The organism is Paractinoplanes rishiriensis, assembly GCF_016862375.1.
Taxonomy (GTDB): domain Bacteria; phylum Actinomycetota; class Actinomycetes; order Mycobacteriales; family Micromonosporaceae; genus Actinoplanes; species Actinoplanes rishiriensis.
The window spans coordinates 35,767-57,696 of sequence record NZ_BOMV01000102.1; the positions used below are offsets into that span (position 1 = coordinate 35,767).

The window sequence follows — 21,930 nt, forward strand, 5'->3', positions numbered from 1 at the left end:
CGATAGAAGACCGCAAATCCATTAGAGGTACGCATGACGGCCGGGACAACCGCAGCGGCCGCGAACCGTGGCGCACGGCCGGCTCGCTGCAACGCCGGGCCGCACCCCGCCGCCGGGCCGGCGGGACGCCCGGCCGAACCTGATAGCGTCGGCCCGGCCGCCGAAGGGATCTCCATGAAAATCGCCGACTGCCGGGTAATCGTCACCTGCCCGGGCCGCAACTTCGTCACCCTCAAGATCGAGACGGACGAGGGAGTGACCGGCATCGGCGACGCCACCCTCAACGGCCGCGAACTGGCCGTCGCCACCTACCTCACCGAACACGTGGTCCCGGCGCTGACCGGCCGCGACCCGGCCCGGATCGAGGACACCTGGCAGTACCTCTACAAGGGTGCGTACTGGCGGCGCGGGCCGGTCACCATGTCGGCGATCGCCGCGGTGGACATGGCGCTGTGGGACATCAAGGGCAAGGTCGCCGGCCTACCGGTCTACCAGCTGCTCGGCGGCCGCTCCCGGGACGGCGTCACGGTGTACGGGCACGCCAACGCGGAGACCGTCGACGAGGTGCTGACCGAGGTCGACCGGTACGTCCAGCTGGGTTACCGGGCGGTGCGCGTGCAGACCGGCGTACCCGGCCTGGCCACCACGTACGGCGTCTCGAAAGATCGTCTCTTCTACGAACCGGCCGACGCCGCCGTCGCCAGCGAGGCCACCTGGGACACGGCGAGCTACCTCGCGCACACCCCGGGGGTCTTCGCCCGGGTGCGCGACGCGTTCGGCCCCGGCCTCAAACTGCTGCACGACGTGCACCACCGGCTCACCCCGATCGAGGCGGCCCGGCTCGGCAAGAGCCTCGAGCCGTACGCGCTGACCTGGATGGAGGATCCGGTGCCGGCCGAGCTCCAGCAGGGGTTCCGGCTGATCCGGCAGCACACCACCACGCCGGTGGCGGTGGGCGAGGTGTTCAACACGGTCTGGGACTGCCAGCAGCTGATCACCGAGCAGCTCATCGACTACGTCCGGACCACGGTCGTGCACGCCGGCGGCATCACCCACCTGCGCCGGATCTTCGACCTGGCCGCGCTCTACCAGGTGCGCAGCGGCTCGCACGGGGCCACCGACCTGTCACCGGTGTCGATGGCCGCGGCACTGCACGTCGACCTGGCGATCCCGAACTTCGGCCTGCAGGAGTACATGCGGCACACCGAGGAGACCGACGCGGTGTTCCCGCACGGGTACCGGTTCGAGAACGGCTACCTGCACCCGGGCGAGCAGCCGGGACTGGGCGTGGACATCGACGAGGAGGCGGCCGCGCGGTACCCGTACCGGCCAAAAGCTCTGCCCGTGAACCGTCTCGTCGACGGGACCCTGCACGACTGGTGATCAGCCCGTGGTTTCTTTGACCCAGGGCAGCAGGATCAGCTCGATCAGCACCAGGATGTAGTACAGGACGATGCTCATGGCGGCCACCAGCGCGATGGCCGCGAACGACAGCGCGGTGTCCGAGCCGGCCGTGGTGATGATGTAGCCGAGGCCGGCGCCGGCGCCGAACAGCTCGCCGAGCAGCGCGCCGATCACCGCGAGCGGCAGGCCGACCTTGAGGCCCACGAAGATCTGCGGCAGCGCGCTGGGGAAGCGCACCTTCAGGAAGGTCTGCAACCGGCCGGCCGACAGCGACCGGGCGAGCTCGGCGAGCTCGGCGGGCGTCCGGGACAGGCCGGTGATCACCGCGAGCACGATCGGGAAGAAGCAGAGCAGCACCGCCATCACGACGCTGGGTGCCCGGCCGACGCCGAGCCAGACCAGCAGCAGCGGTCCGAACGCCATCTTGGGCACCGCGTTGAGCGCCACCAGCGACGGCATGAACGCGCGTTCCAGGGTGCGGGAACTGCCCAGCACCCCGCCGATGACCAGGCCCAGCACGATGGTGATGCCGAAACCCTGCACGGTGGCGAGGAAGGTGATCCACGCGTTGTCGAACAGGTAGCCGGGCATCCGGCTGAACGCCTCGACCACCTCGGGCGGCGTCGGCGCGGTGTAGGACTCGATCTCGAAGACGATGATGGCCAGCCACCACAGTCCGATGCTGACGGCGCCGCCGATCACGGCCAGTGCCACCGCACCGACCGGGCCCCGCCGCCGGGTGCCGGGTTGCTCGGCCGTCGCGACCACCTGTCGTATCCTCCGCGATCAGACGGTGCGCCCGGCGTCATCGCGACGCCGGACGCACCCCGTTGTTCAGCTCTTCGGCAGGAAGTCGACCGACACCACGTCGAGCGGGTCGAACACCGACGGGATGACGCCGGCGCCCTGCACGATCGCGATGTTACGGGCAACGCGCTGCGGGTCGAGAGCGCCCACCGCCGCACCGCCGGCCGCCGACTTCACGTACGGCACCATGAGGTTGTTCTCGGCGATGGCCACCGGCTCGGGCTGGATCTTCTGGTACTTGGCGTAGATCTTGCCGGCCTCGGCCGGGTTCTCGATCGCGTCCCGCAGGCCCTTGAGCAGCGCCTCGTTGAAGCGGCGGATCCGGTCCGGGTTCTCGGTGACCTGCTTCTTGGCCACGCCGACGCCCACGCCGTACAGGTCGGTGAGGAAGTCGGTGTACGGCAGGACCACGGCCTTCTTGCCCTTGCCGACCCGCTCGATGCCGGGCTTGCCGACCGCGAACTGGGTGGCGGCGTCGACCGTGCCGGCCGCGACGTTCTGCGGGTGCTGCTCCAGCGGGATGTTGACCCACTGGATCTTGGACTCGTCGATGCCGGCCAGCTTGGCGTACGCCGGGAACAGCGTCTTGGCCACACCGCCGGGCAGGTACGCGATCTTCTTACCGGCCAGGTCCTTGGGACTGGTGATGCCGCGGCCCTCGAGCGTCATGATGCACTGGAGGTTCCGCTGCTGGATCGCGTTGACGATGGTGAAGTCCTTGAACGTCCCCTTGCCGTACTCGATCAGCGCGGCCGTGATGTCCAGGGCGGCGAAGTCGACCTTGCCGCTCTGCAGCAGGGTCAGGTTGGGGGCGGTGCCCTTGCCCGCCTGCACCTCGACCTCGAGGCCGGCCTGCTTGAAGTAGCCCTTCTCGATGGCTACGAAGACGAAGGCCTCACGGCCCAGGATGCTGGCACCGGTCAGGTACGTGACCTTCTCGGTGCCGCCGCCGCTGGCCTTGCCCGCGGACGACGGGTCGTCCGAATCATTCGTGCAGCCCGCACTGAGGACCAGAGCCGCCACCGCGGCGACCGTGCCCAGCACGCGCGTCATTCTCTTCACGCGAAGTTCCTTCCGAGGGGGATATGGAGGAGTCAGCGCGGCTTGTAGCCGACGGTCGAAAGCATGTGGATACCGCGCAGCACGAGCCGCGGGTCGAGGGCGAGGCGGCGCAGGTGGTCCAGGTCGTCGAGCGACATGCCGGCCTCGACGAGGCGGTCCTGCAGCTCGTGCGACCCGGAGTAGGCGAGCAGGCAGACACCGGTGCCGCCCGGGAACGAGCCCTGCCAGCCCTGCGTCTCCACGCCGTCCAGTCCGAGGTCGAGCATGGCCTGGTGCTTCATGCGGTTCCAGGTCTGGTCGTTGCCGGCCGAGACGAGAACGGCGGTCAGGGCGCGCTCGTAGGCCGCGAAGATCTCGTACGCGCGTGGGTCGGGCGTCGCCAGCACCGCCCGGCTCCAGCCCGCCTCGAGCTCCTCGATCACCAGCGCTCCGCCCGGCCGCAGCGCACCGGCCAGCTTGGCGAGCACCTCGCGCCGCTGCGGCAGGTGCTGCAGCACGGCCCGCACGTGGATGACGTCGAACGGCCCCTCGGGCAGCGGATCGGTCACCACGTTGTGCTGCAGGGTGGTCAGCTGCGGGTGGTCCGGGACGTGCTGCGGCTTGAGGTCGGTGGCGATGACGGAACCGGTCGGCCCGACCTGCTCGGCCAGCCAGACGGCGATCGTGCCGGCACCCGCGCCGATCTCGAGACAGCGAGCACCTGGGCCGACTCCCGCCGCGAGCAGCCGAGCGGTGCTGAATTCGTCAAGCGTGGCGCCGAGCGCCCCGAGCATTTCCGCCGCGGTGGGCTCATCGTTGTCGAACGCGTACGGGACATCGGGCTCCCTGACCGCGGTCATGAAATCTCCTGACGGGTCGTAGCGAGGCGAAGCTTTCATGATCGCCGTGGAGCACGATAGCGAACGCAGCGTCTTGATCGGAACGATGGATGTCGATCTTTATCACAACTTTCCCCGCGTGTCCCGACATGCCCACATAGGACATCGACGGGCGGCCTAGCGCCCGCGAGGTGGCGCAAACGATAGCAGGGCGCCCACCGCACTCCCTTCCGCCCCGGGGTCCACCAAAGACCCGAGCTTCCCTCGCCCCACCCACCCCCCGCATCACCCGTCCGAGTGCCCATTGACCACGGCAAACGTCTGCCCCCCACCCCCGCCACCCACTCGAACCCCCACCGCCAACCCAAACGCCCGCTAAGAAATCCCCCAATTTCCCAGGTCAAGACATTGACACAAGTCGATCATGAGAGAAACCCCATAATCGACCCCATCAAGCCAGCCCCCACTCCCCCACCTTCCGACAGCCACCACCGCCTCCGGCCACACCGCCCTGCCACACCGCCCTGCCACACCGCCCTGCCACACCGCCCTGCCACACCGCCCTGCCACACCGCCCTGCCACACCGCCCGGCCGCACCGCCACAGGCCGCCCGCAGTCCGCACCCCCATCACCGCAACCGCCTCCCACCCGCAGCCGCACCCCTCCTATCGGGGCCATGCCGCACAGCGACCACCCGCCGACCGCAGTCGCACCGCTCCAAAGCAGCCGAGCGGGCTCCACGTAACCGATATGTCGCAGTTGACGGACATGCGACGCGAACCCGCCCTGCCATCAGCGCGCTCCTGCCGTGCCCGCCCGCACCGCCCCGCCCCGCCCCGCCCCGCGCGACAGTGCGGGCGCCGCCGCTCCCAGCCGATCTGGATAGAAATGAAGCCCAGCCCGTGAAAAAGCTGCAGGTGACTGTGGCCATGACGCGAGGCTCGCCCGATCTCGCGGGGCTCAAGGGCACGATGACGCCTGCCCGCACCCATTTTCTTAGATCATGGGCAGGCGCGCAGCGCCCCGGAAGACTTGCGGACATCCCGCACAGCCCGGACACGAACTCGACGACCTCGCGACACCTCCGCGCACCGAACGCGCGATCTTGGCGACTGCTTGCTCCGCGAACAGGAACTGGACAACTTCGCCGCCATCGGCCGCAGGCTGACGGAGAGCGGCGGAGAGCACGGCACAGAGCACGCCCACCTCGAGCGGTGCCGTGCCGGCGCCCGCGGGGTCCGCGGGGTCCGCGCCAAACCCTCCAGGTCCGACATATCTGGGTTTTTACGGCCTTCGGATGAGAAAGCGGGGGCCTGATCTGCTGTTCCTCTGGTGCATCCGATCGGCAGCGAGCGCTGCGCACCGTGGCCCGCGCACCGTGGCCCGCGCACCGTGGCCCGCGCACCGGATCGATGAGGTCGCCGACGGCTAGTGTTTGCGGCCTATCGCGGCGTAGATGCCCAAGTCCTGGCAGGCGGTGCGCTCGGGGATGGTGGCCTCGGGGCGCCAGTCAGATACCGCGACTATGCCGGGGGTTACTATCTCGAGGCCGGTCAGCCAGGCGTTGATGGAGTCTTTGGGGCGGCAGCGGACGTCGATCGCGCCGGTGGCGAACATCTGCTCGTAGGCGGCCACGCCGGCTGGGCTGCCGAAGTCCAGCGTGCTGTGGCTCATCGCGAGGAAGCTGCCTGGTGGGAGTGCGTCCAGGAGAGCGCGCACGGCGGCCGTCGCGGTGGCGTCGTCCTTGATGAAGTGCAGAACTGCCACCAGGAGCAGGCCCACCGGCTGGCGCAGGTCCAGGGTTTCGCGCACGGTCGGGTGGGCCAGGATCGCGCCGGGGTCGCGCAGGTCGGCCTCCACGCACGCGATGCGGCCGCGGGTGTCGCCGCGGAGCAGGGCCCGGGCGTGCGACATGACTACCGGGTCGTTGTCGACGTAGACGATGCGGCACTCGGGGGCGACGCGCTGCGCGACCTCGTGGGTGTTGTCGGGGGCGGGCAGGCCGGTGCCGATGTCGAGGAACTGGCGTACGCCCGACTCGGCCAGGAAGCGGACTCCCCTGCGCAGGAATGCGCGGTTTGCCCGGGCCAGGTCGACCACCACGGGGAACACCTCGGCGATCCGGTCACCCGAGGCACGGTCGGCGGCGAAGTGGTCTTTGCCGCCGAGCCAATAGTTGTAGCGGCGGGCAGGATGCGGCACGGACGGGTCGATCCGGCTGCTCTTGCTGCCCTCGCCCACGCAGGATCTCCCCCCGGCCGACCGCCACCGTCCGTTCAGGAAAGAGCTTACCTGTGACCGTCCGGTGTGGATGTCCGGAATCGCGGGAGACTTACGGGCAATGCCCGGACGGGCTGTCGAACCGCACACCACCCGCCGCACCGCCCCACTTCACGCAGGTCTCGGCCGACTTCACCTTCACCGGGCCGGCGTAATACTCGAACTGCCCGCTGTCGGCCACCCGGTCGGCGCCCTCCGCCTCGAGATAGGCGGACGTCGCCGTCGCGGTGCCGACATCGGCGGCCTTGAGCGTCGTCGTGCAGTTCCGCCCGGAAGTCGCGTTGTAGAGCAGGTACACCCGGCCCTGCAGGGTGCCGTCCCCGGCCAGCAACGGCGCCGAGTCGACCACCGCAAATTTGTTGCCGCAAACCTCACCAGGCGTGTACGGATTACCGGCCCCTCCCCCGGTGGGCGCCGGAGTGACCCCGGTCGGCGCCGCCGTCGGAGCCGGCACACCGGCAACGGGCGCACTGCTGGCCGCCCGCGACGGCCCCACCACCGGCGTGCGTCCCGGATTTCCCGGGCGGCTCGACGAGGGCACCGCACCGGGCACCGCCGGCGCACCGGCAGACGGCACGCGGCTCGCACTGGGCCCGGCGGCCAGTCCACTGTCCCCGTCGCCCGGGTTCTGCGCCTCGCCGAGACCCGGCCGCACCGCCAGCCCGACCGCAACCCCACCGGCGGCGATCACCACAGCAGCCGCGACCAGCGCCAACGCGGTGCGCACCCGCCGCTTACCCCGGCCCGCCGTGGGGGGAGGGGTGGTGGAGGAACGGGCGGCGGAAGAGGGGACCGCGGGCGAGGAAGGGGTAGCGGAAGAGGACGGGGCGGCGGAATAAGGGGTGGCGGAGGAAGACGGGATCGCGGAAGAGGAAGCGGACGAGGTGTCGGAGGAGGAAGGCGTCGCGGCAGAGGAAGACGAGTTGGTGGAGGAAGAAAGAGAGAAGGAGGAGGGGGCGTCGGTGGATGAAATGCCGAAGCTTCCCGTCGGCAGCGTCTCCAGTACCGCGCGGGCCGCCTCCGCCAGCGCGGCCGCTGTCGGGTAACGCTGGGCCGGATCCTTGTCGAGGGTTCGCAGCAGCAGTTCCGCCGCGGCGAGTGGGAGGTCGTCGGGCAGCTCCGGCGGGTCGCCGTTGACCAGTTGGTTGAGGACGTATACCGGGTTCTCGCCCACGTAGGGCGGGCGGCCCACCAGGCAGAAGTACGCCACCGTGCCGAGCGCGTACACGTCCGACACCGGGGTCACCGGCTGGCCCTCGGCCTGTTCGGGTGCCATGTAGTGCACCGAGCCCATCACCACGTTCGGGCTGGTGATGCCGGTTATGTCGACCGAGCGGGCCACGCCGAAGTCGACCAGGACCACCCCGCCGCCGGGGCGGATCAGCAGGTTGCTCGGCTTCACGTCGCGGTGGACTATGCCGGCCTCGTGGGCCACCTGGAGCGCGTCGGCCGCCTGGGCCACGATCGTCAGCGTCTCCGGCACCCCGAGCCCGCCGGCCGCGCGGACCATGGTGGACAGCGGGATGCCGTCGACGTACTCCATCACCAGGTAGTCCGGTGCGCTCTCCGCGTAGTCGTAGACCTGGACGATGCCGGGGTGGCGCAGCGCCGCCATCATCCGGGCCTCGGTGCGGAAGCGGGTGATGAACTCGGCGTCCGCCATCAGCTTCGGCAGCAGGACCTTCACCGCTACCCCGCGGTGCAGCAGGACGTCCGTCCCGCGCCACACCTCGCCCATTCCGCCCGCCGCGATGCGCTCGTCGAGCCGGTAGCGGTCGTTCAGCAGTTGTCCGGGGGCAAGCACCGGATCATGCTACTCACGTTCGACCCGCGCGCCAGTTCAGCGATGTTCGAGCGCGACCTCCGGCAGGCGTCTGGCCAGCGGTTTTGGCAGCCACCACGCATACTTTCCCAGCATTTGCATGATGGCCGGCAGGAGCAGGCAGCGGATCACCACGGCGTCGAGCAGGACCGCGGTGGCCAGGCCCAGGCCGAACTGCCGGAGCATGCGGTCGGGGCTGAGCAGGAACGCGCCGAAGACCACCACCATGATCGCAGCCGCCGCGGTGACCACCCGGCCGGTCGTGGCCAGACCCTCGGTGATCGCGGCCGACGGGTCGGGTCGTTTCTGCCAGGCCTCGTGCATGCGGGCCAACAGGAACACCTCGTAGTCCATCGACAAACCAAAAACAATGGCAAAAATCATGACAGGCACGTACGCCTCGACAGGGCCCGGTTGTTCGCCGAGCAGACCCTCCTGGAAAATCAGGGTGACCACGCCCATCGCCGCCGCGACGCTGAGCAGGTTGAGCAGGGCCGCCTTGACCGGGATCAGCACCGAGCGGAAGACCACGAGCAGCAGCAGCGCGGACAGCCCGACCACCGCCGCCACGAAGATCGGCAACCGGTCCGCCACCGCGCCGGCGAAGTCGACCACCGCGGCCGTGCTGCCGCCGACCAGGAATGTCGCACCGGTCGACGCGGCCACCGGCGGCAACACCTCGTCGCGCAGGCGCTTCACCAGGTCGGACGTCTCCTCGGCCTGCGGTGCCGAGTCCGGGAAGATCAGGATCGTGCCGGCGCCGGCGGGCTGCACCGCGGCCACCCCGGGCACCCCGGTCACGGCCTGCTGCCCGGCCGCGGTGGCCCGGTCGTCACCGTCCACGACGATCACCAGCGGCCCGTTGAAGCCCGGCCCGAACCCCGCACTGAGCAGGTCGTACGCCTTGCGGCTGGTGGCCTCGGCCGGATCGGTGCCGGAGTCGGCGAAGCCCAGCCGCAGGTCGGCCAGCGGGACGCTGAGCGCCACCAGCGCGACCACCGGCACCACCGCGGCCAGCACCGGACGGCGCTGCACGGCCCCTGACCAGCGCCGCCACCCGGCCCCGTCCCGGCCGGCCGCCTCCCGGCCCGCCCTCGCCGCCCGCTTGCGCACCGAGCGCTCGATCCGGTTGCCGAAGATCGCCAGCAGCGCCGGCAGCAGCGTGAGCGCCGCCAGCATCGTGACCAGCACCGTCGCCGCCACCGCGACCGCCACCCCCTGCAACGAGCCGAGGCCGAGCACGACCAGGCCGAGCAGCGCGATGATGACCGTGAGGCCGGCGAAGAACACGGTTCGGCCGGCCGTGTCCAGCGCCCGGCGTACGGCCTCCGCCCGCTCCGCGCCGCCGACCAGTTCGGACCGGAAGCGCGAGAACACCAGCAGCGCGTAGTCGATGCCGACGCCCAGGCCGACCAGGATCATCAGCGGCGTGGTGAAGTCGGCGACCGTGGCGACGTGCGAGGCCAGCGCGACCAGGCCGATGGCACTGCCCACCGCGAACACCGCGATGATGATCGGCAGGCTGGCGGCCAGCAGCGACCCGAACATGAGCACCAGGATGACCAGCGCCGCGAGCAGTCCGATCCCCTCGGCGGCGCCGCCCTCGGACTCCTCGGCGCCGCGCACCGGATCGCCGCCGAGTTCCACCTGGAGCCCGTCGGCGGCGACGGCCTGCGCGGTGTCGATGATCCGGCGGACGTCCTCGACCGGCACGTCGGTGGCCGGTGCGTCCAGCGCCACGGTGGCGTACCCGATGGTGCCGTCCGCGGAGATCGATCCGGGGGTCTGGTACGGGCTGCGCACCGCCACCACGTGCGGCAGTGTGCCGAGTTGCGCCAGCATCGGTTCGACCCGCGGGCGCTGGCCCTCGACGCCGCCGGGTGCGGCCAGCACGACCTGGACCGTGGCGCCGGCCTCGACCGGCGCGCGGGCCTGGAGATGGTCGAGCGCCTGCTGCGATTCGGTGCCGGGCAGCGAGAAGTCGTTGCGGTAACTGGCGCCGACGACCTGCGCCGCGGCGGTCACCGCGATCAGCACCAGCACCCAGGAGGCCAGCGCCTGCCAGCGCCGGCGATAAGCCCATTGAGCGATTCGTTCGAACACGGCGGGAAACGTACGACCCGGATCCGTCCCGCCGGATCCCGCCACGGTACGAGATCCTTCTCCCCCCGGGGAGGGAGAGCCGCCTCATCCCGCGGCGGGATCCGGCTGGTCCGGCGCCCTTCTACGCTGGATGCCATGTCGAACAAGCGGCGGTGGGTGGCCGACGGTGCGCTGGCCGGCGCGGCCCTGGCCGGCACCCTGCTCATCCTCGGCGCGCGCGGCCTGGGACCGCCGTCGCCGGGCACCCCGGGCCTCGACCCGGTCGCCGTCGCGCTGGCCGTGCTGACCGCCGCACCACTCGCGGTCCGCCGGCAGTTTCCGGGTACGGCTTACGCGGTGAGCGCCGTGGCCAGCCTCGCCCTGCTGCGCCTCGGCTACCCGCTGGACATCCCGGTGGCGACCGCGCCCGCGGCATACACGCTGGCCGTCGCGCGCGCCGGGGCACCGCTGCCGCGCCGGTTGCCGGCGTTGATCGCGGTGCACGCCTTCGTGCCCGTGGCGGTGCTGCTCTACGCGTCCGACGGTTACCGGGTCTGGGACCTGTTCACCGAAATGTTCACCTGGGCGGTGCTCTTCGCCGGTGCCTGGCTGGCCGGCGACCGGAGCCGGCTGCGGGAGTTGCGGCTGGCCGAGGCGAGGGCGTATGCCGAGCGGGTCCGCCAGGACGCCGAACGCGAGCGCCGGCTGGCCGCCGCCGACGAGCGCACCCGGATCGCCCGCGAACTGCACGACTCGGCCGGCCACGCGATCAACGTGATCCTGGTGCAGGCCGGCGCGGCCCGGCTGCTGCAGGAACGCGACCCGGAACGGGCCCGGGCGGCGCTGACCGCGGTCGAGTCGGTGGCCCGGGACACGATCACCGACATCGACCGGCTGGTGCGGGCCCTGCGCGACGACCGGGACGTGCCGGCCGACCCGGGCGCGCTGGACGCCCTGATCGAGCGGCACCGGGCCAACGGGTTGCGGATCGCGGCCGACCTGCCGGAAACGTCGGGCCCGCTGCCCCGGAGCGTGGCCTGGGCGGCGTACCGGATCCTCCAGGAAGCCCTCACCAACGCGGCCCGGCACGGAGCCGGCAGTGCGGAGGTCGCGGTGCGGTTCCGCAGGGACCGCGTCGAGATCGACGTGACCAACCCGGCGCTCTCCGAGATCGAGCCGGAGACCCGCACCGGGCACGGCATCGTCGGGATGCGCGAGCGGGCCACGCTGCTCGGCGGCACGCTGCGGGCCGACCACGCCGCGGACGGGTTGTTCCGGCTCTCCGCGACGCTGCCGGTCACGTGAGCGCCGAGTTGCTGCGGGTGCTGGTGGTCGACGACGACCACCTCATGCGGGCCGGGCTGTGCGCGGTGCTCTCGGCCGACGACAGCATCCGGATCGTGGGCGAGGCGGCCAACGGCGCCGAGGCGGTCGAACTGACCGCGCGGCTCTCCCCCGACGTCGTGCTGATGGACATCCGGATGCCGGTGCTGGACGGGATCGAGGCCACCCGCCGGATCGTCGCGTCGGGTGCCGCCGTCCGCATCCTGATCCTGACGACGTTCGAGGACGACGACTACGTGCTGGGGGCGCTGCGGGCCGGCGCGGCCGGTTTCGTGCTCAAGCGGATCCAGCCGGAACAGCTGATCGCCGGCATCCACACGGTGGCGGACGGCGACAGTCTGCTGGCGCCGCAGGTCACCGCGACCGTGATCGGGCAGTTGGCCGGACAGGGCGCGCCGGACACGCGTACCGCCAAGAAGTTGCAATGCCTGACCCCCCGCGAGCGGGACGTGCTCACCCACATCGCGCACGGGTTGTCGAACGCGGAGATCGCCGGGGCGCTCGTGGTCGAGGAGTCGACCGTCAAGACGCACGTGAAGCGCATCCTGGCCAAACTCGCCCTGCGCGACCGGGTGCACGCGGTGATCCTGGCCTACGAGACGGGTCTGGTACGCCCCGGCGGGTGAGTCGGTTCACTGAACAATCCGCTCAGTCCTGCCCGCCGGCCGCCGAAGTTTCCGTCATGCCGCCCATCCCCGGACGGTGTGCGACGGAAGGGCAACGATGGCCGAAGACGATGGCAACGCTGCCGCGTCCCGCCAGCTGGAGAAACCCACCCTGGCGGACGCCCGGACCGCGCTGGAGCGGTTGTACGGCCCACATTTGAACGACGTATGGGCAAGCCTGCTGGTTCGCGCGGGCCTGACCGGTGAGGAGAACGACCTGAACTCGTTCCATCGGCTGGTGACCTGCATGTGCGCCGGCGAACCGATAACCCGGATCTGCGGCCGCTCCCTGGAGATCAGGGCGGCCACCTACAGCCGCCTCACGGCCGCCGCAGCACAGGGGAAGGCGGCATGATCGACGATCCCGGTCGGCTGGCCGTCCTGGGCCGCATCGACCTAGACAACCCCGAACTGCGCCGGCGCCTCAACGACATCACCGAACGCACCGCGGCGCGCCTCGGTCAACCGGTGAGCCTGGTCAGCATGGTGCTGGACACGGCGCAGTTCTTCATCGGCGAGCACGGCCTGGCGGGCTGGATCAAGGACGTGGGCGGCACGCCGGTCGAGTGGTCGTTCTGCGCCAACGTAGTCCGGAGCCGAGAGAAATACGTGGTGCCGGACGCCGCCGCGGACGACCGGCACGCGACGAACCCGCTGGTGGCGGTGGACGGCTTCCGCACCTACGCGGGCGCGCCGATCGTGGTGGACGGCGAGGTGCTGGGCGCTCATTGCGTGCTGGGCTTCGGCGCCTACACCTTCGGCGACGAGGAACTTGAAGAACTACGCCACAGCGCCGAAGAGATAGCCGCGCTGTTGTGCACCTACCAACTGACAGAACCCGCAACATAGCCACAGCGGCCCGGAACCCGGCATGGGGTTCCGGGCCGCCGGCTTTTGTCCGCCCGCGCTGCTCGCGCGTACCTTATGCGTTTTTTGCGCCTTTTAGGACCGCATCCACCAGGGTCTCGGCGAAACCCTCGTCCGCTACCCGGGGGTTCCAGTTGAGCATGTTCTGGAGCATGGACGGGCCGGAGATCATCAGGAGGGTCAGTTCCACGTCCAGGTCGGGGCGCAGTTCGCCGGAGGTCATGCCTCGGCGCAGGACCTGGCGCATCACGTCGCGGCGGGGCTCGATGACCTTCTGGTACATGCCGCGCAGGTGGTCGTCCTTGAGCAGCTCGGGCAGCAGGCAGGCCGTTACGGCGCCGTAGCGCAGGGCCCGGCCGGTGCGGTTGGCCTGGACCAGCATGACCAGGTCGTCGCGGACCGAGAGACCGGCGGGCTCGGGCAGCGGGCCCTTCATGGCGGCCACCGCGTCGATGAGCAGGGCCTCCTTGTTGGGCCAGCGGCGGTAGATGGTGGCCTTGCCGACGCCGGCCCGGGACGCCACCGCCTCGATGGAGATCGCCGCGAAGCTCTGACCGGCGGCCAGCATGGCCAGCACCGCATCGAGGATCGCCTCGTCGGCCTGGGCGTTGCGGGGCCGGCCGGGTGCCTTACGGTCCTGGCCGGCGCCGCTCACTGCGGTGGTCATGGGCGCCATTGTCACCGACGGCTCACGCCTCGACCAATTCCGGTGCGGGTGTGGCCTGAGTGTCGGCGGCGGGCTTGCCGGGCATCCAGAGCGCGGCCACCACGAGGCCCAGCAGCGCGAACAGCGAGCTGCCCATCGCGGCGTAGTGCATCGCGGTGAGGAACGCCTCGTTGGCGCTGTCGAGCAGCGCGGGCGCCGCGGGACCCAGCTGGCCGGCCACGCCGTAGGCACCGGAGATGGACTCGCGGGCCGCCTCGGCCGCGGCCGGTGGCAGGGCGTCGGCGGCAGTGCCCAGGTTTGTCCGGTACGCCGAGGACAGGATGGCGCCCAGCGTGGCCACCCCGAGCGCGCCGCCCAGCTGGCGGATCGTGTTGCTGACCGCGGAACCCACGCCGGCCTTCTCCCTCGGCAGGGCCGCCATGATCGACTCGGTGGCCGGCGGCATCACGTTGGCCATGCCGGCGCCCATCACGAGGAACGCGGCGCCCACCACCCAGATCGGCGTGGTGGCGCCGACGAACAGCCACATCGCCAGGCCGGCCGAGACCAGCAGCAGGCCGACCGTGCTGACCGCGCGCGGGCCGTAGCGCTTGACCATGGTGGCGCTGCGCGGGGCGAACACCATCTGGCCGATCGCAAACGGGACGAACAACGCGCCGGATGCGAGCGGGCCGTAGCCGCGCACCAGCTGCAGGTAGAACGCGCCGAAGAACATCGCACCCATGGCCGCGAAGAAGACCAGGCCGATCATGCCGGTGGACGCGGAGAACTGGCGATTCGCGAAGAGCCGGACATCCAGGGACGGGTACGCGATCCGGCGCTCCCACAGGACGAACAGCGCGATCACCACGACGCCGCCCAGAATGGTGGTCCACGCCAGGGTGTCGCCGAAACCGTGCTCGCCGCCGCGGATCACGCCGTAGGTGAACAGCGTGACGCCGACGATCGAGAGCAGCACGCCCGCCACGTCGATACGGCCCGGCCTGGGGTCGCGCGACTCGGCACCAGGGCGGCCACCAGGATCACGCCGGCCGCCGCGATCGGGACGTTGATCAGGAAGACCGAGCCCCACCAGTAGTTCTCCAGCAGCAGGCCGCCGATGATCGGGCCGATCGCCACGCCGAGGCCGACCGCGCCGGCCCAGATGCCGATGGCCCGGCCGCGCTCGTGCGGCTCGAACACGTTCGCGATGATCGACAGGGTGGCCGGCATCACCGCGGCGGCGCCCAGGCCCATCAGCGCGCGGGCGGCGATCAACTGGTTCGCGGTGTCCGCGTAGGCCGAGATCAGCGACGCGATGCCGAAGACGGCGAGCCCGGCGATCAGCGCGACGCGGCGGCCCAGGCGGTCGGCCAGGATGCCGGCGGTGAACATCAAACCCGCAAAGACCAGGGTGTACGAGTTGATGGCCCACTCGAGTTCGCTCTGCGTCGCGCCGAGCCCGGTGGCCGGGTCGGCGATGGTGCGCAGCGCGACGTTCAGCACGGTGTTGTCGAGCACGACCACCAGCAGGCTGATCACGAGTACGCCGAGGATGGCCCAGCGCCGGGGATGCCCAGCGGGTGCGGTTTCGTCCATGAGTTCCCCCCGATAGTTGAGGCAGAGCCTATGCGATACGGAACGGGTCCGTATCGGAATGTGCCCGCCGTCACGCGCAACTAAGCCGCTACCACCTCCGGGCTGGATTGGGCGCCGCGTCCGCCGATCAGTCGCACGTGTTGACCGCGCTGAAAGGCTGGATGCCCACCGGGGGTGGGCTCCGCGACGAGGACTGGGCCGGCCGGCACCGTCTGTTGACGGTGATCCTGGGCCTGTCCGTCGTCGCCCTGACCGTGTTCGGTGCCTTCCAGGAGGAATCCGGCCAAGCCTGGCTGTACACCGCCCTGCTGGTGCTGCCGTGCCTGGTAGCGGCGGTCAAACTGCCCGGTCACCGGCTGCCGTCGATCGCCGTGTCGCTCGGGTTCACGGTCGCGTGCGGCGGCTTCGTGGCCCTGTCGCACGGCCTCACCGAGTCGCACTTCACGTTCTTCATCATCGTCGGCGCGCTCGCCCTCTACCGGGACTGGGCGCCGTTCGGGGTGTTCCTGCTCGCCACCACGTTCCACCACGCGGTCTTCGGCCTGATCGTCAGCGAGCGCACCTACGACCACCGCGAGGCCATGGTGCACCCGCTGCTGTGGGCCGTGCTGCACGGCGTCGCGGTGCTGTTCGCGGCCGGCTTCCAGGTGGTCTCCTGGAAGCTCACCGAGGCCGAGGAGAAGCGGGCCCAGGCGAACCTCGACGAGAGCCAGGCCCAGCTGAGCATCGCGTTCGACGAGACGCCGATGCCGATGGCCATGATCGCACCGGACGGCACGCTGCTGCGCACCAACACCGCGTACCGCACCTGGCTCGGCCTGCCGGACGACCTCCCGGCCGGCTTCGGCATCGCCGACCTACCGCTCCGCGAGGTCGACGAGACGCTGCCGTCGACGTTCGACGAGCTGGTGTCGGTCGGCTCCAAGGTGCTGACCCGCCAGTACCGGCACCTCAACGGCTCCATCATGTGGGTCGAGGTGCACAGCACCGCGCTGCACGACCGCGACGGCCGGCTGCGCCTGCTCTTCGTGCACCTGCTGGACGTCACCCAGAACCGCAAGCACCAGGAGGAACTGCGCCGCCAGGTGCGGCACGACTCGCTCACCGGGCTGCTGTCCCGCGCGGCGTTCGAGGCCGACCTGCTGCGCCTGCTGGCCGCCCAGAACGAGCCGGTCAGCGTGATCTACCTGGACGTGGACCGGTTCAAGACGATCAACGACGGCGCCGGGCACGGCGCCGGCGACGCCGTGCTGCGGGCCATCGCCCACCGGCTGTCCGCCATCGTCCCGGACGGTGCGCTGATCGCCCGGCTCGGCGGCGACGAGTTCGTGGTCGCGCTGCCCGGTTCGCTGGGCACCGGCGAGCGGGTCGGCCTGACCATCCAACAGGCGTTCGGCGAGCCGCTGCCGGTCGGCGGCAACCAGCTCCAGGTGTCGCTCAGCTCCGGCCTGGCGTCGGCGTACGGTGCCGAGTACGCGGAGGACGTGGTCATCGCGGCCGACACCGCGATGTACGCGGCCAAGCGCGCCGGCGGCAACCGCATGCAGGTCTTCAGCGACGAGATGCGGGTCTCGGTGCACGAGCGCATCGCGGCCGAGCAGCGGCTGCGCGAGGCGCTGGCCGGCGACCGGGAGCAGACCCTGCCGGTCTGGTTCCAGCCGATCGTGTCCGGCGAGACCGGCCAGGTGGTCGGCGCCGAGACGCTGGTCCGGATGCGCACGCCGGAGGGCAAGATCCTCGGGCCCGGCGCCTTCGTGCCGGCCGCCGAGGAGACCGGGCTCATCGTCCCGCTCGGCGAGCACGTGCTGACCATGGCGCTGCGGCACCTGGTGGCGTGGCGCGACGAGCTGGGCTACGTGTCGGTCAACGTCAGCCCGCGCCAGCTCGCCGAGCCGGACTTCGTACCGCTGCTGGCCGGCCTGCTGGCCCGGATGCCCGGCCTGAACCCGGCCCGCCTGGTCCTGGAGATCACCGAGACCGCCCTGCTCGGCTCGTCGGCGGACGTCCAGCAGCGACTCGAGATGATCAAGAGCCTCGGCGTCCGGATCGCGCTGGACGACTTCGGCACCGGGTACAGCTCGCTGACCTGGCTGCAGTCGGTGCCCGCCGACGTGGTGAAGCTGGACCGCTCGTTCGTGGCCGGCCTCTCCGCCGACCCGCGCAAGTCGTCGATCATCTCGGCCGTGCTCTGGCTGGCCCAGTCACTGGGCATGTCGGTGGTGGCCGAGGGCGTCGAGGAGGAGGCGGACTGGCACGCGCTGGTGGCCGCCGGGTGCCCGGCCATCCAGGGCTACCTGTTCGGCAAGCCGGTGCCACCGGCCGAGTTCGCGGCGGCGCACCTTCACCGTTCCAGGATGGCCACCACGCCCTGACCGCCGGCCGCACAGATCGAGATCAGCCCGCGACCCTCGCCCTTCGACTTCAGCAGTTTGGCGAGGGTCGCGACGATCCGGCCGCCGGTGGCCGCGAACGGGTGCCCGGCCGCCAGCGACGAGCCGTTGACGTTGAGCTTCGCCCGGTCGATCGCGCCTAGCGGGGCGTCCAGGCCGAGCTTCTCCTTGCAGAACTCGGGCGACTCCCAGGCCGCGAGCGTTGCCAGCACCTGCGACGCGAACGCCTCGTGGATCTCGTAGAAGTCGAAGTCCTGCAGGGTGAGCCCGTTGCGGGCGAGCAGCCGGGGCACCGCGTAGGCGGGGGCCATCAGCAGGCCCTCCTCGCCGTGCACGAAGTCGACCGCGGCGGTCTCGGCGTCGACGAACCAGGCCAGCGGCTCGAGCCTGTTGGCGGCGGCCCACTCCTCGGCGGCGAGCAGCACGGTCGACGCGCCGTCGGTCAGCGGCGACGAGTTGCCGGCCGTCATGGTCGCGCCGTCCGTGCCGAACACCGGCTTGAGCTTGGCGAGCTTCTCCAGGGTGGTGTCGGCGCGCAGGTTCTGGTCGCGGGTCAGCCCCAGGTAGGGGGTCAGAAGATCATCAAAAAAACCTTGGTCGTACGCGGCGGCCAGGCGCTGGTGTGAGGCCAGCGCCAACTCGTCCTGGGCCTGCCGGTCGACGTTCCAGCGCAGCGCGGTGATCGCGGCGTGGTCCCCCATGGACAGCCCGGTGCGCGGCTCGGCGTTGCGCGGGATCTCGGGCTGGAACGGCTGGAGCGGGCGCAGCTTGGTGGCGGCGCGCAGCCGGCCGCCCAGCGAACGGGCCCGGTTGAGCTCCAGCAGGGTGCGCCGCATGTCCTCGTTGAGCTGCAGCGGGGCGTCCGAGGTGGTGTCCACCCCGCCGGACACCCCGGCGTCGATCTGACCGAGCGCGATCTTGTTGGCGACCAGGATCGCGGCCTCCAGGCCGGTGCCGCAGGCCTGCTGGATGTCGTACGCCGGGGTGCGCGGGTCGAGCCGCGAGCCGAGCACCACCTCGCGGGTCAGGTTGAAGTCGCGCGAGTGCTTGAGCACGGCACCGGCGACCACCTCGCCCAGCTGCCGGCCGGCCAGCCCGAACCGGGCGACCAGGCCGTCCAGCGCGGCGGTCAGCATGTCCTGGTTGGAGGCCGCGGCGTACCGGCTGTTGGAGCGGGCGAACGGAATGCGGTTGCCGCCGAGGACGGCGACGCGACGGGGTTTCGGCACGGCTTCCTCCACTCACAAGCTACTCGGCGGTAGCTTAGCAGTTCGGTCCGGATGCGAGTTTTGTACCGATATTTTGGTTCATATGAAGCGAATCTTCTTTGCCACGCTGACTGCCGGGCTCGCCGGTTCCCTGGCCACCCCGGCGGTCGCGACCGGACCAGTATTCCGCGACGGGCTGGAGAAGCGGGTCGCCAACGCGAGCTTCGAGCGGATCGGCACCGGCAGTGCGATCGGGCCGTGGACCGTCACCAGGGGCGACGTCGACCTCAGCCGGAACAGCCTGTGGCAGGTGGCCGAGGGCACGCAGAGCCTCGACCTGGACGGCGGGCGGCCCGGCGCGGTCGCCACCACCGTCCGGTCGCAGCCGGGCAAGACGTACCGGATCACCTTCAAGCTCGCCGGCAACCCGGCCGACCCGCTCGGCACCAAGCAGAAGATCAAGACCGGCGAGCTGCGCGCAAACGGCAAGCTGCTGCAGCAGTTCTCGTTCGACACCACCGGCAAGAGCCTCACGAATATGGGCTACGTGACGCGCACCGCAACCGTGGTCAGCACCGGCACGCTCCTGGAGATCGAATTCGCCAGCACCATGCCGCCCGGCAAGGCCGGGTGGGGTCCGGTCATCGACGACGTACGGGTGTCCCTGCGATAGCTACTCGTGAGTAAGCTACCGCCATGGGTGACAGGTACGCGAACTTCGCGAACTCCGGTGTGGGCCGGGGTGTGGTCAAGCGGCTCGGGCTGCCCGATCCGCCCCGGCTCCGCCGCTACCGGCCGGGCGACCCGCTGACCGATGGACCGGTGCTGGTCGGCGAGACTCCCGGCGGCCGGCTCGCCGACCCGGTCCGCAAACTGCTGGCCGCAGCTGGCGCCACATCGGACGGTGATCGGTACGCAGGTCTGATCCTGGATGCGACCGGCATCAATGACTCGACCGGCCTGCGGCAGCTCTACGATTTCTTTCACCCGGTGGCCCGCTCGCTGCGCCCGTCCGGCCGGGTGATCGTGCTCGGCACCCCGCCCGAGGACGCCGGCTCGCCCCGCGAGGCCACCGCGCAGCGGGCGCTGGAAGGGCTGACCCGCAGCATCGGCAAGGAGTTCGGCCGGGGCAGCACCAGCCAGTTGGTGTACGTGGCGCCGGGCGGCGAGTCCACCGTGGAGTCGACGCTGCGGTTCCTGCTCAGCGGGCGGTCCGCATACGTGTCCGGCCAGGTGATCCGGATCGGCGCCGGCACCGCGGCCGCGCCGGCCGACTGGGACCGTCCGCTCGACGGCAAGACCGCGCTGGTAACGGGTGCGGCCCGGGGCATCGGGGCGGCCATCGCCCGGGTGCTGGCCCGGGACGGCGCCACGGTGCTCGCGCTGGACGTGCCGGCCGCCGGCGACGCGCTGGCCGGGGTCGCCAACGACATCGGCGGCCGGGCCCTGCAACTCGACCTGACCGCGGCGGACGCCCCCGAGCGGCTGGCCGGTCACCTGTCCGGGCCGCTCGACGTGCTGGTGCACAACGCCGGCATCACCCGGGACAAGACGATCGGCCGGATGGACGAGAGCCGCTGGGACTCGGTGCTCGACGTCAACCTGTCCAGCCAGGAGCGCATCAACGACCTGCTGCTGGAGCGCGGCCTGATCGCTGCGGGCGGCCGGCTGGTCGGGGTGGCGTCGATCGCGGGCATCGCCGGCAACCGCGGCCAGACCAACTACGCGACCAGCAAGGCCGGCGTGATCGGCCTGGTCCAGTCGATGGCACCGGTGCTGGCCCCGCAGGGCATCACGATCAACGCGGTGGCGCCCGGCTTCATCGAGACGGCCATGACGGCGAAGATGCCGGTGTTCCTGCGCGAGGCGGGCCGCCGGATGAACAGCATGTCCCAGGGCGGCCTCCCGGTCGACGTGGCCGAGACGATCGCCTGGTTCGCCTCCCCCGGATCGGCCACCATCAGCGGCAACGTGGTGCGGGTCTGCGGCCAGAGCCTGCTGGGAGCGTGACCCGGTGCTCTATCTGCGCGCCGCGGCGGGCCTGTTGCCGACCCGCCGTCCGTCCACGCTGCCGGACCGCACCCTGACGCAGAGCGGCGTCCGGGTGGACCTGGCGCACCTGGCCGCCTACGACCGGGTGTGCGGGTTCCGGCTGAGCGACACACTGCCGGCGACGTATCCGCATCTGCTCGCTTTTCCGCTGGCGATGCGGTTGATGGTGGGATCGGACTTCCCATTCCCGGTGATCGGGCTGGTGCATGTGGCCAACCGCATCACGGCGCGGTCCGTGCGAGCCGACGCGGAGCTGGACATCGCGGTCCACGCGGACAATTTGCGGCCGCACGCGAAGGGGCGGCAGTTCGACGTGGTGGCGGTGGCCTCGCACGGGGGTTCGGAAGTGTGGCGGGGAGTCTCGACGTATCTGTCGCGCTCCGCTTCCTCCGCGGGCGCTTCCCCCGCGGGCGCTTCCCCCGCGGGCGCTTCCCCCGCGGGCACTTCCCCCGCGGGCACTTCCCCCGCGGGCACTTCCCCCGCGGGCGCCTCTCCCGCCGCTGGCGGTGGGCGCGGCCCCGCCAGCACTTTCCACCCGCCGCCCGCCTCCGCCATCTGGCGGGTGCCGCCGCGCACCGGCACGGATTATGCGGAAGTTTCCGGCGACCACAATCCCATCCATACCTCGCGGATCGGGGCGCGCCTGTTCGGCTTCCCGAAACCGATCGCGCACGGCATGTGGACCAAGGCGCGCTGCCTCGCCGCCCTGGAGGGGCGGCTGCCCGGCGAGTACACCGTGGACGTTGCGTTCAAGCAGCCGATCCTGTTGCCCGCCCGGGTTTCGTTCCACGCCGCGCCGACCGGCACCGGGTGGGAGTTCCGGGTGGACGGCAAGCGACCGCATCTTGCGGGCGTGGTTACGCCACCGTAATGTTACCCGCCA

The 21,930-nt window shown here is 71.0% G+C and carries 17 protein-coding genes and 1 pseudogene; 9 read left to right on the forward strand and 9 right to left on the reverse strand.

Annotated features, from left to right (window positions below; genetic code table 11):
* Positions 1-174 precede the first annotated feature (174 nt).
* Positions 175-1,383 carry a D-mannonate dehydratase ManD gene (gene manD / locus Ari01nite_RS44080; protein WP_203790092.1) on the forward strand — a complete coding sequence of 403 codons (1,209 nt, stop codon included), beginning with the start codon at positions 175-177 and terminating at the stop codon, positions 1,381-1,383.
* On the opposite strand, the gene Ari01nite_RS44085 is transcribed toward manD, so the two are convergent.
* The 6 genes from Ari01nite_RS44085 to Ari01nite_RS44110 all read right to left on the reverse strand — a co-directional run bounded on the left by Ari01nite_RS44085 (position 1,384) and on the right by Ari01nite_RS44110 (position 10,297).
* Complete coding sequence (locus Ari01nite_RS44085) at positions 1,384-2,172, reverse strand: ABC transporter permease (RefSeq protein WP_203790094.1); 789 nt, start codon at positions 2,170-2,172, stop codon at positions 1,384-1,386.
* Between the two features lie 66 nt (positions 2,173-2,238).
* Positions 2,239-3,264, reverse strand: a complete 1,026-nt coding sequence (locus Ari01nite_RS44090; RefSeq protein WP_239163542.1) for an ABC transporter substrate-binding protein — start codon at positions 3,262-3,264, stop codon at positions 2,239-2,241.
* A 41-nt stretch (positions 3,265-3,305) separates the two neighbouring features.
* On the reverse strand, positions 3,306-4,112 hold the full coding sequence (locus tag Ari01nite_RS44095; protein ID WP_203790098.1) for a class I SAM-dependent methyltransferase: 807 nt from the start codon (positions 4,110-4,112) through the stop codon (positions 3,306-3,308).
* Between the two features lie 1,408 nt (positions 4,113-5,520).
* A complete protein-coding gene (locus Ari01nite_RS44100) occupies positions 5,521-6,333 on the reverse strand; it encodes an SAM-dependent methyltransferase (protein WP_239163535.1) in 813 nt (270 codons plus the stop codon).
* A gap of 91 nt (positions 6,334-6,424) precedes the next feature.
* Positions 6,425-8,176 (reverse strand): serine/threonine-protein kinase, encoded by a 1,752-nt coding sequence (locus Ari01nite_RS50505; RefSeq protein ID WP_239163536.1) that lies wholly within the window; start codon positions 8,174-8,176, stop codon positions 6,425-6,427.
* Between the two features lie 36 nt (positions 8,177-8,212).
* Positions 8,213-10,297, reverse strand: a complete 2,085-nt coding sequence (locus Ari01nite_RS44110; protein ID WP_239163537.1) for an MMPL family transporter — start codon at positions 10,295-10,297, stop codon at positions 8,213-8,215.
* A gap of 135 nt (positions 10,298-10,432) precedes the next feature.
* On the opposite strand from Ari01nite_RS44110, the gene Ari01nite_RS44115 reads away from it, so the two are divergent.
* The 4 genes from Ari01nite_RS44115 to Ari01nite_RS44130 all read left to right on the forward strand — a co-directional run bounded on the left by Ari01nite_RS44115 (position 10,433) and on the right by Ari01nite_RS44130 (position 13,134).
* A complete protein-coding gene (locus Ari01nite_RS44115) occupies positions 10,433-11,581 on the forward strand; it encodes a sensor histidine kinase (RefSeq protein ID WP_203790101.1) in 1,149 nt (382 codons plus the stop codon).
* Entirely contained in the window at positions 11,578-12,246 is a 669-nt protein-coding gene (locus tag Ari01nite_RS44120; RefSeq protein ID WP_203790103.1) for a response regulator, read from the forward strand. Before Ari01nite_RS44115 ends, Ari01nite_RS44120 begins: the two co-directional genes overlap by 4 nt.
* A gap of 97 nt (positions 12,247-12,343) precedes the next feature.
* Positions 12,344-12,640 (forward strand): hypothetical protein, encoded by a 297-nt coding sequence (locus Ari01nite_RS44125; RefSeq protein WP_203790105.1) that lies wholly within the window; start codon positions 12,344-12,346, stop codon positions 12,638-12,640.
* Positions 12,637-13,134 (forward strand): GAF domain-containing protein, encoded by a 498-nt coding sequence (locus tag Ari01nite_RS44130; RefSeq protein ID WP_203790107.1) that lies wholly within the window; start codon positions 12,637-12,639, stop codon positions 13,132-13,134. The genes Ari01nite_RS44125 and Ari01nite_RS44130 overlap by 4 nt, the downstream gene beginning before the upstream one ends.
* Before the next feature lie 73 nt (positions 13,135-13,207).
* Here Ari01nite_RS44130 and Ari01nite_RS44135 read toward each other — a convergent pair whose 3' ends face one another.
* A complete protein-coding gene (locus Ari01nite_RS44135) occupies positions 13,208-13,828 on the reverse strand; it encodes a TetR/AcrR family transcriptional regulator (RefSeq protein ID WP_203790124.1) in 621 nt (206 codons plus the stop codon).
* Positions 13,829-13,841: 13 nt separating this feature from the next.
* Positions 13,842-15,397 (reverse strand): annotated as a pseudogene (locus tag Ari01nite_RS44140) (MFS transporter).
* Positions 15,398-15,534: 137 nt separating this feature from the next.
* On the opposite strand from Ari01nite_RS44140, the gene Ari01nite_RS44145 reads away from it, so the two are divergent.
* Positions 15,535-17,769: a putative bifunctional diguanylate cyclase/phosphodiesterase gene (locus Ari01nite_RS44145; protein ID WP_239163538.1), complete on the forward strand. Its 2,235-nt coding sequence runs from the start codon at positions 15,535-15,537 to the stop codon at positions 17,767-17,769.
* Here Ari01nite_RS44145 and Ari01nite_RS44150 read toward each other — a convergent pair.
* Positions 17,739-19,016 carry an acetyl-CoA C-acetyltransferase gene (locus Ari01nite_RS44150; RefSeq protein WP_203790109.1) on the reverse strand — a complete coding sequence of 426 codons (1,278 nt, stop codon included), beginning with the start codon at positions 19,014-19,016 and terminating at the stop codon, positions 17,739-17,741. The two genes, Ari01nite_RS44145 and Ari01nite_RS44150, sit on opposite strands and share 31 nt — an antisense overlap.
* Before the next feature lie 82 nt (positions 19,017-19,098).
* On the opposite strand from Ari01nite_RS44150, the gene Ari01nite_RS44155 reads away from it, so the two are divergent.
* The 3 genes from Ari01nite_RS44155 to Ari01nite_RS44165 are packed head-to-tail and all read left to right on the forward strand — an operon-like array spanning position 19,099 to position 21,918.
* Positions 19,099-19,668, forward strand: a complete 570-nt coding sequence (locus Ari01nite_RS44155; protein ID WP_203790111.1) for a DUF642 domain-containing protein — start codon at positions 19,099-19,101, stop codon at positions 19,666-19,668.
* A 23-nt stretch (positions 19,669-19,691) separates the two neighbouring features.
* On the forward strand, positions 19,692-21,005 hold the full coding sequence (locus Ari01nite_RS44160; protein WP_203790113.1) for a 3-oxoacyl-ACP reductase: 1,314 nt from the start codon (positions 19,692-19,694) through the stop codon (positions 21,003-21,005).
* A 4-nt stretch (positions 21,006-21,009) separates the two neighbouring features.
* Complete coding sequence (locus Ari01nite_RS44165) at positions 21,010-21,918, forward strand: MaoC family dehydratase (RefSeq protein WP_203790115.1); 909 nt, start codon at positions 21,010-21,012, stop codon at positions 21,916-21,918.
* The last annotated feature ends 12 nt before the right edge of the window (positions 21,919-21,930 follow it).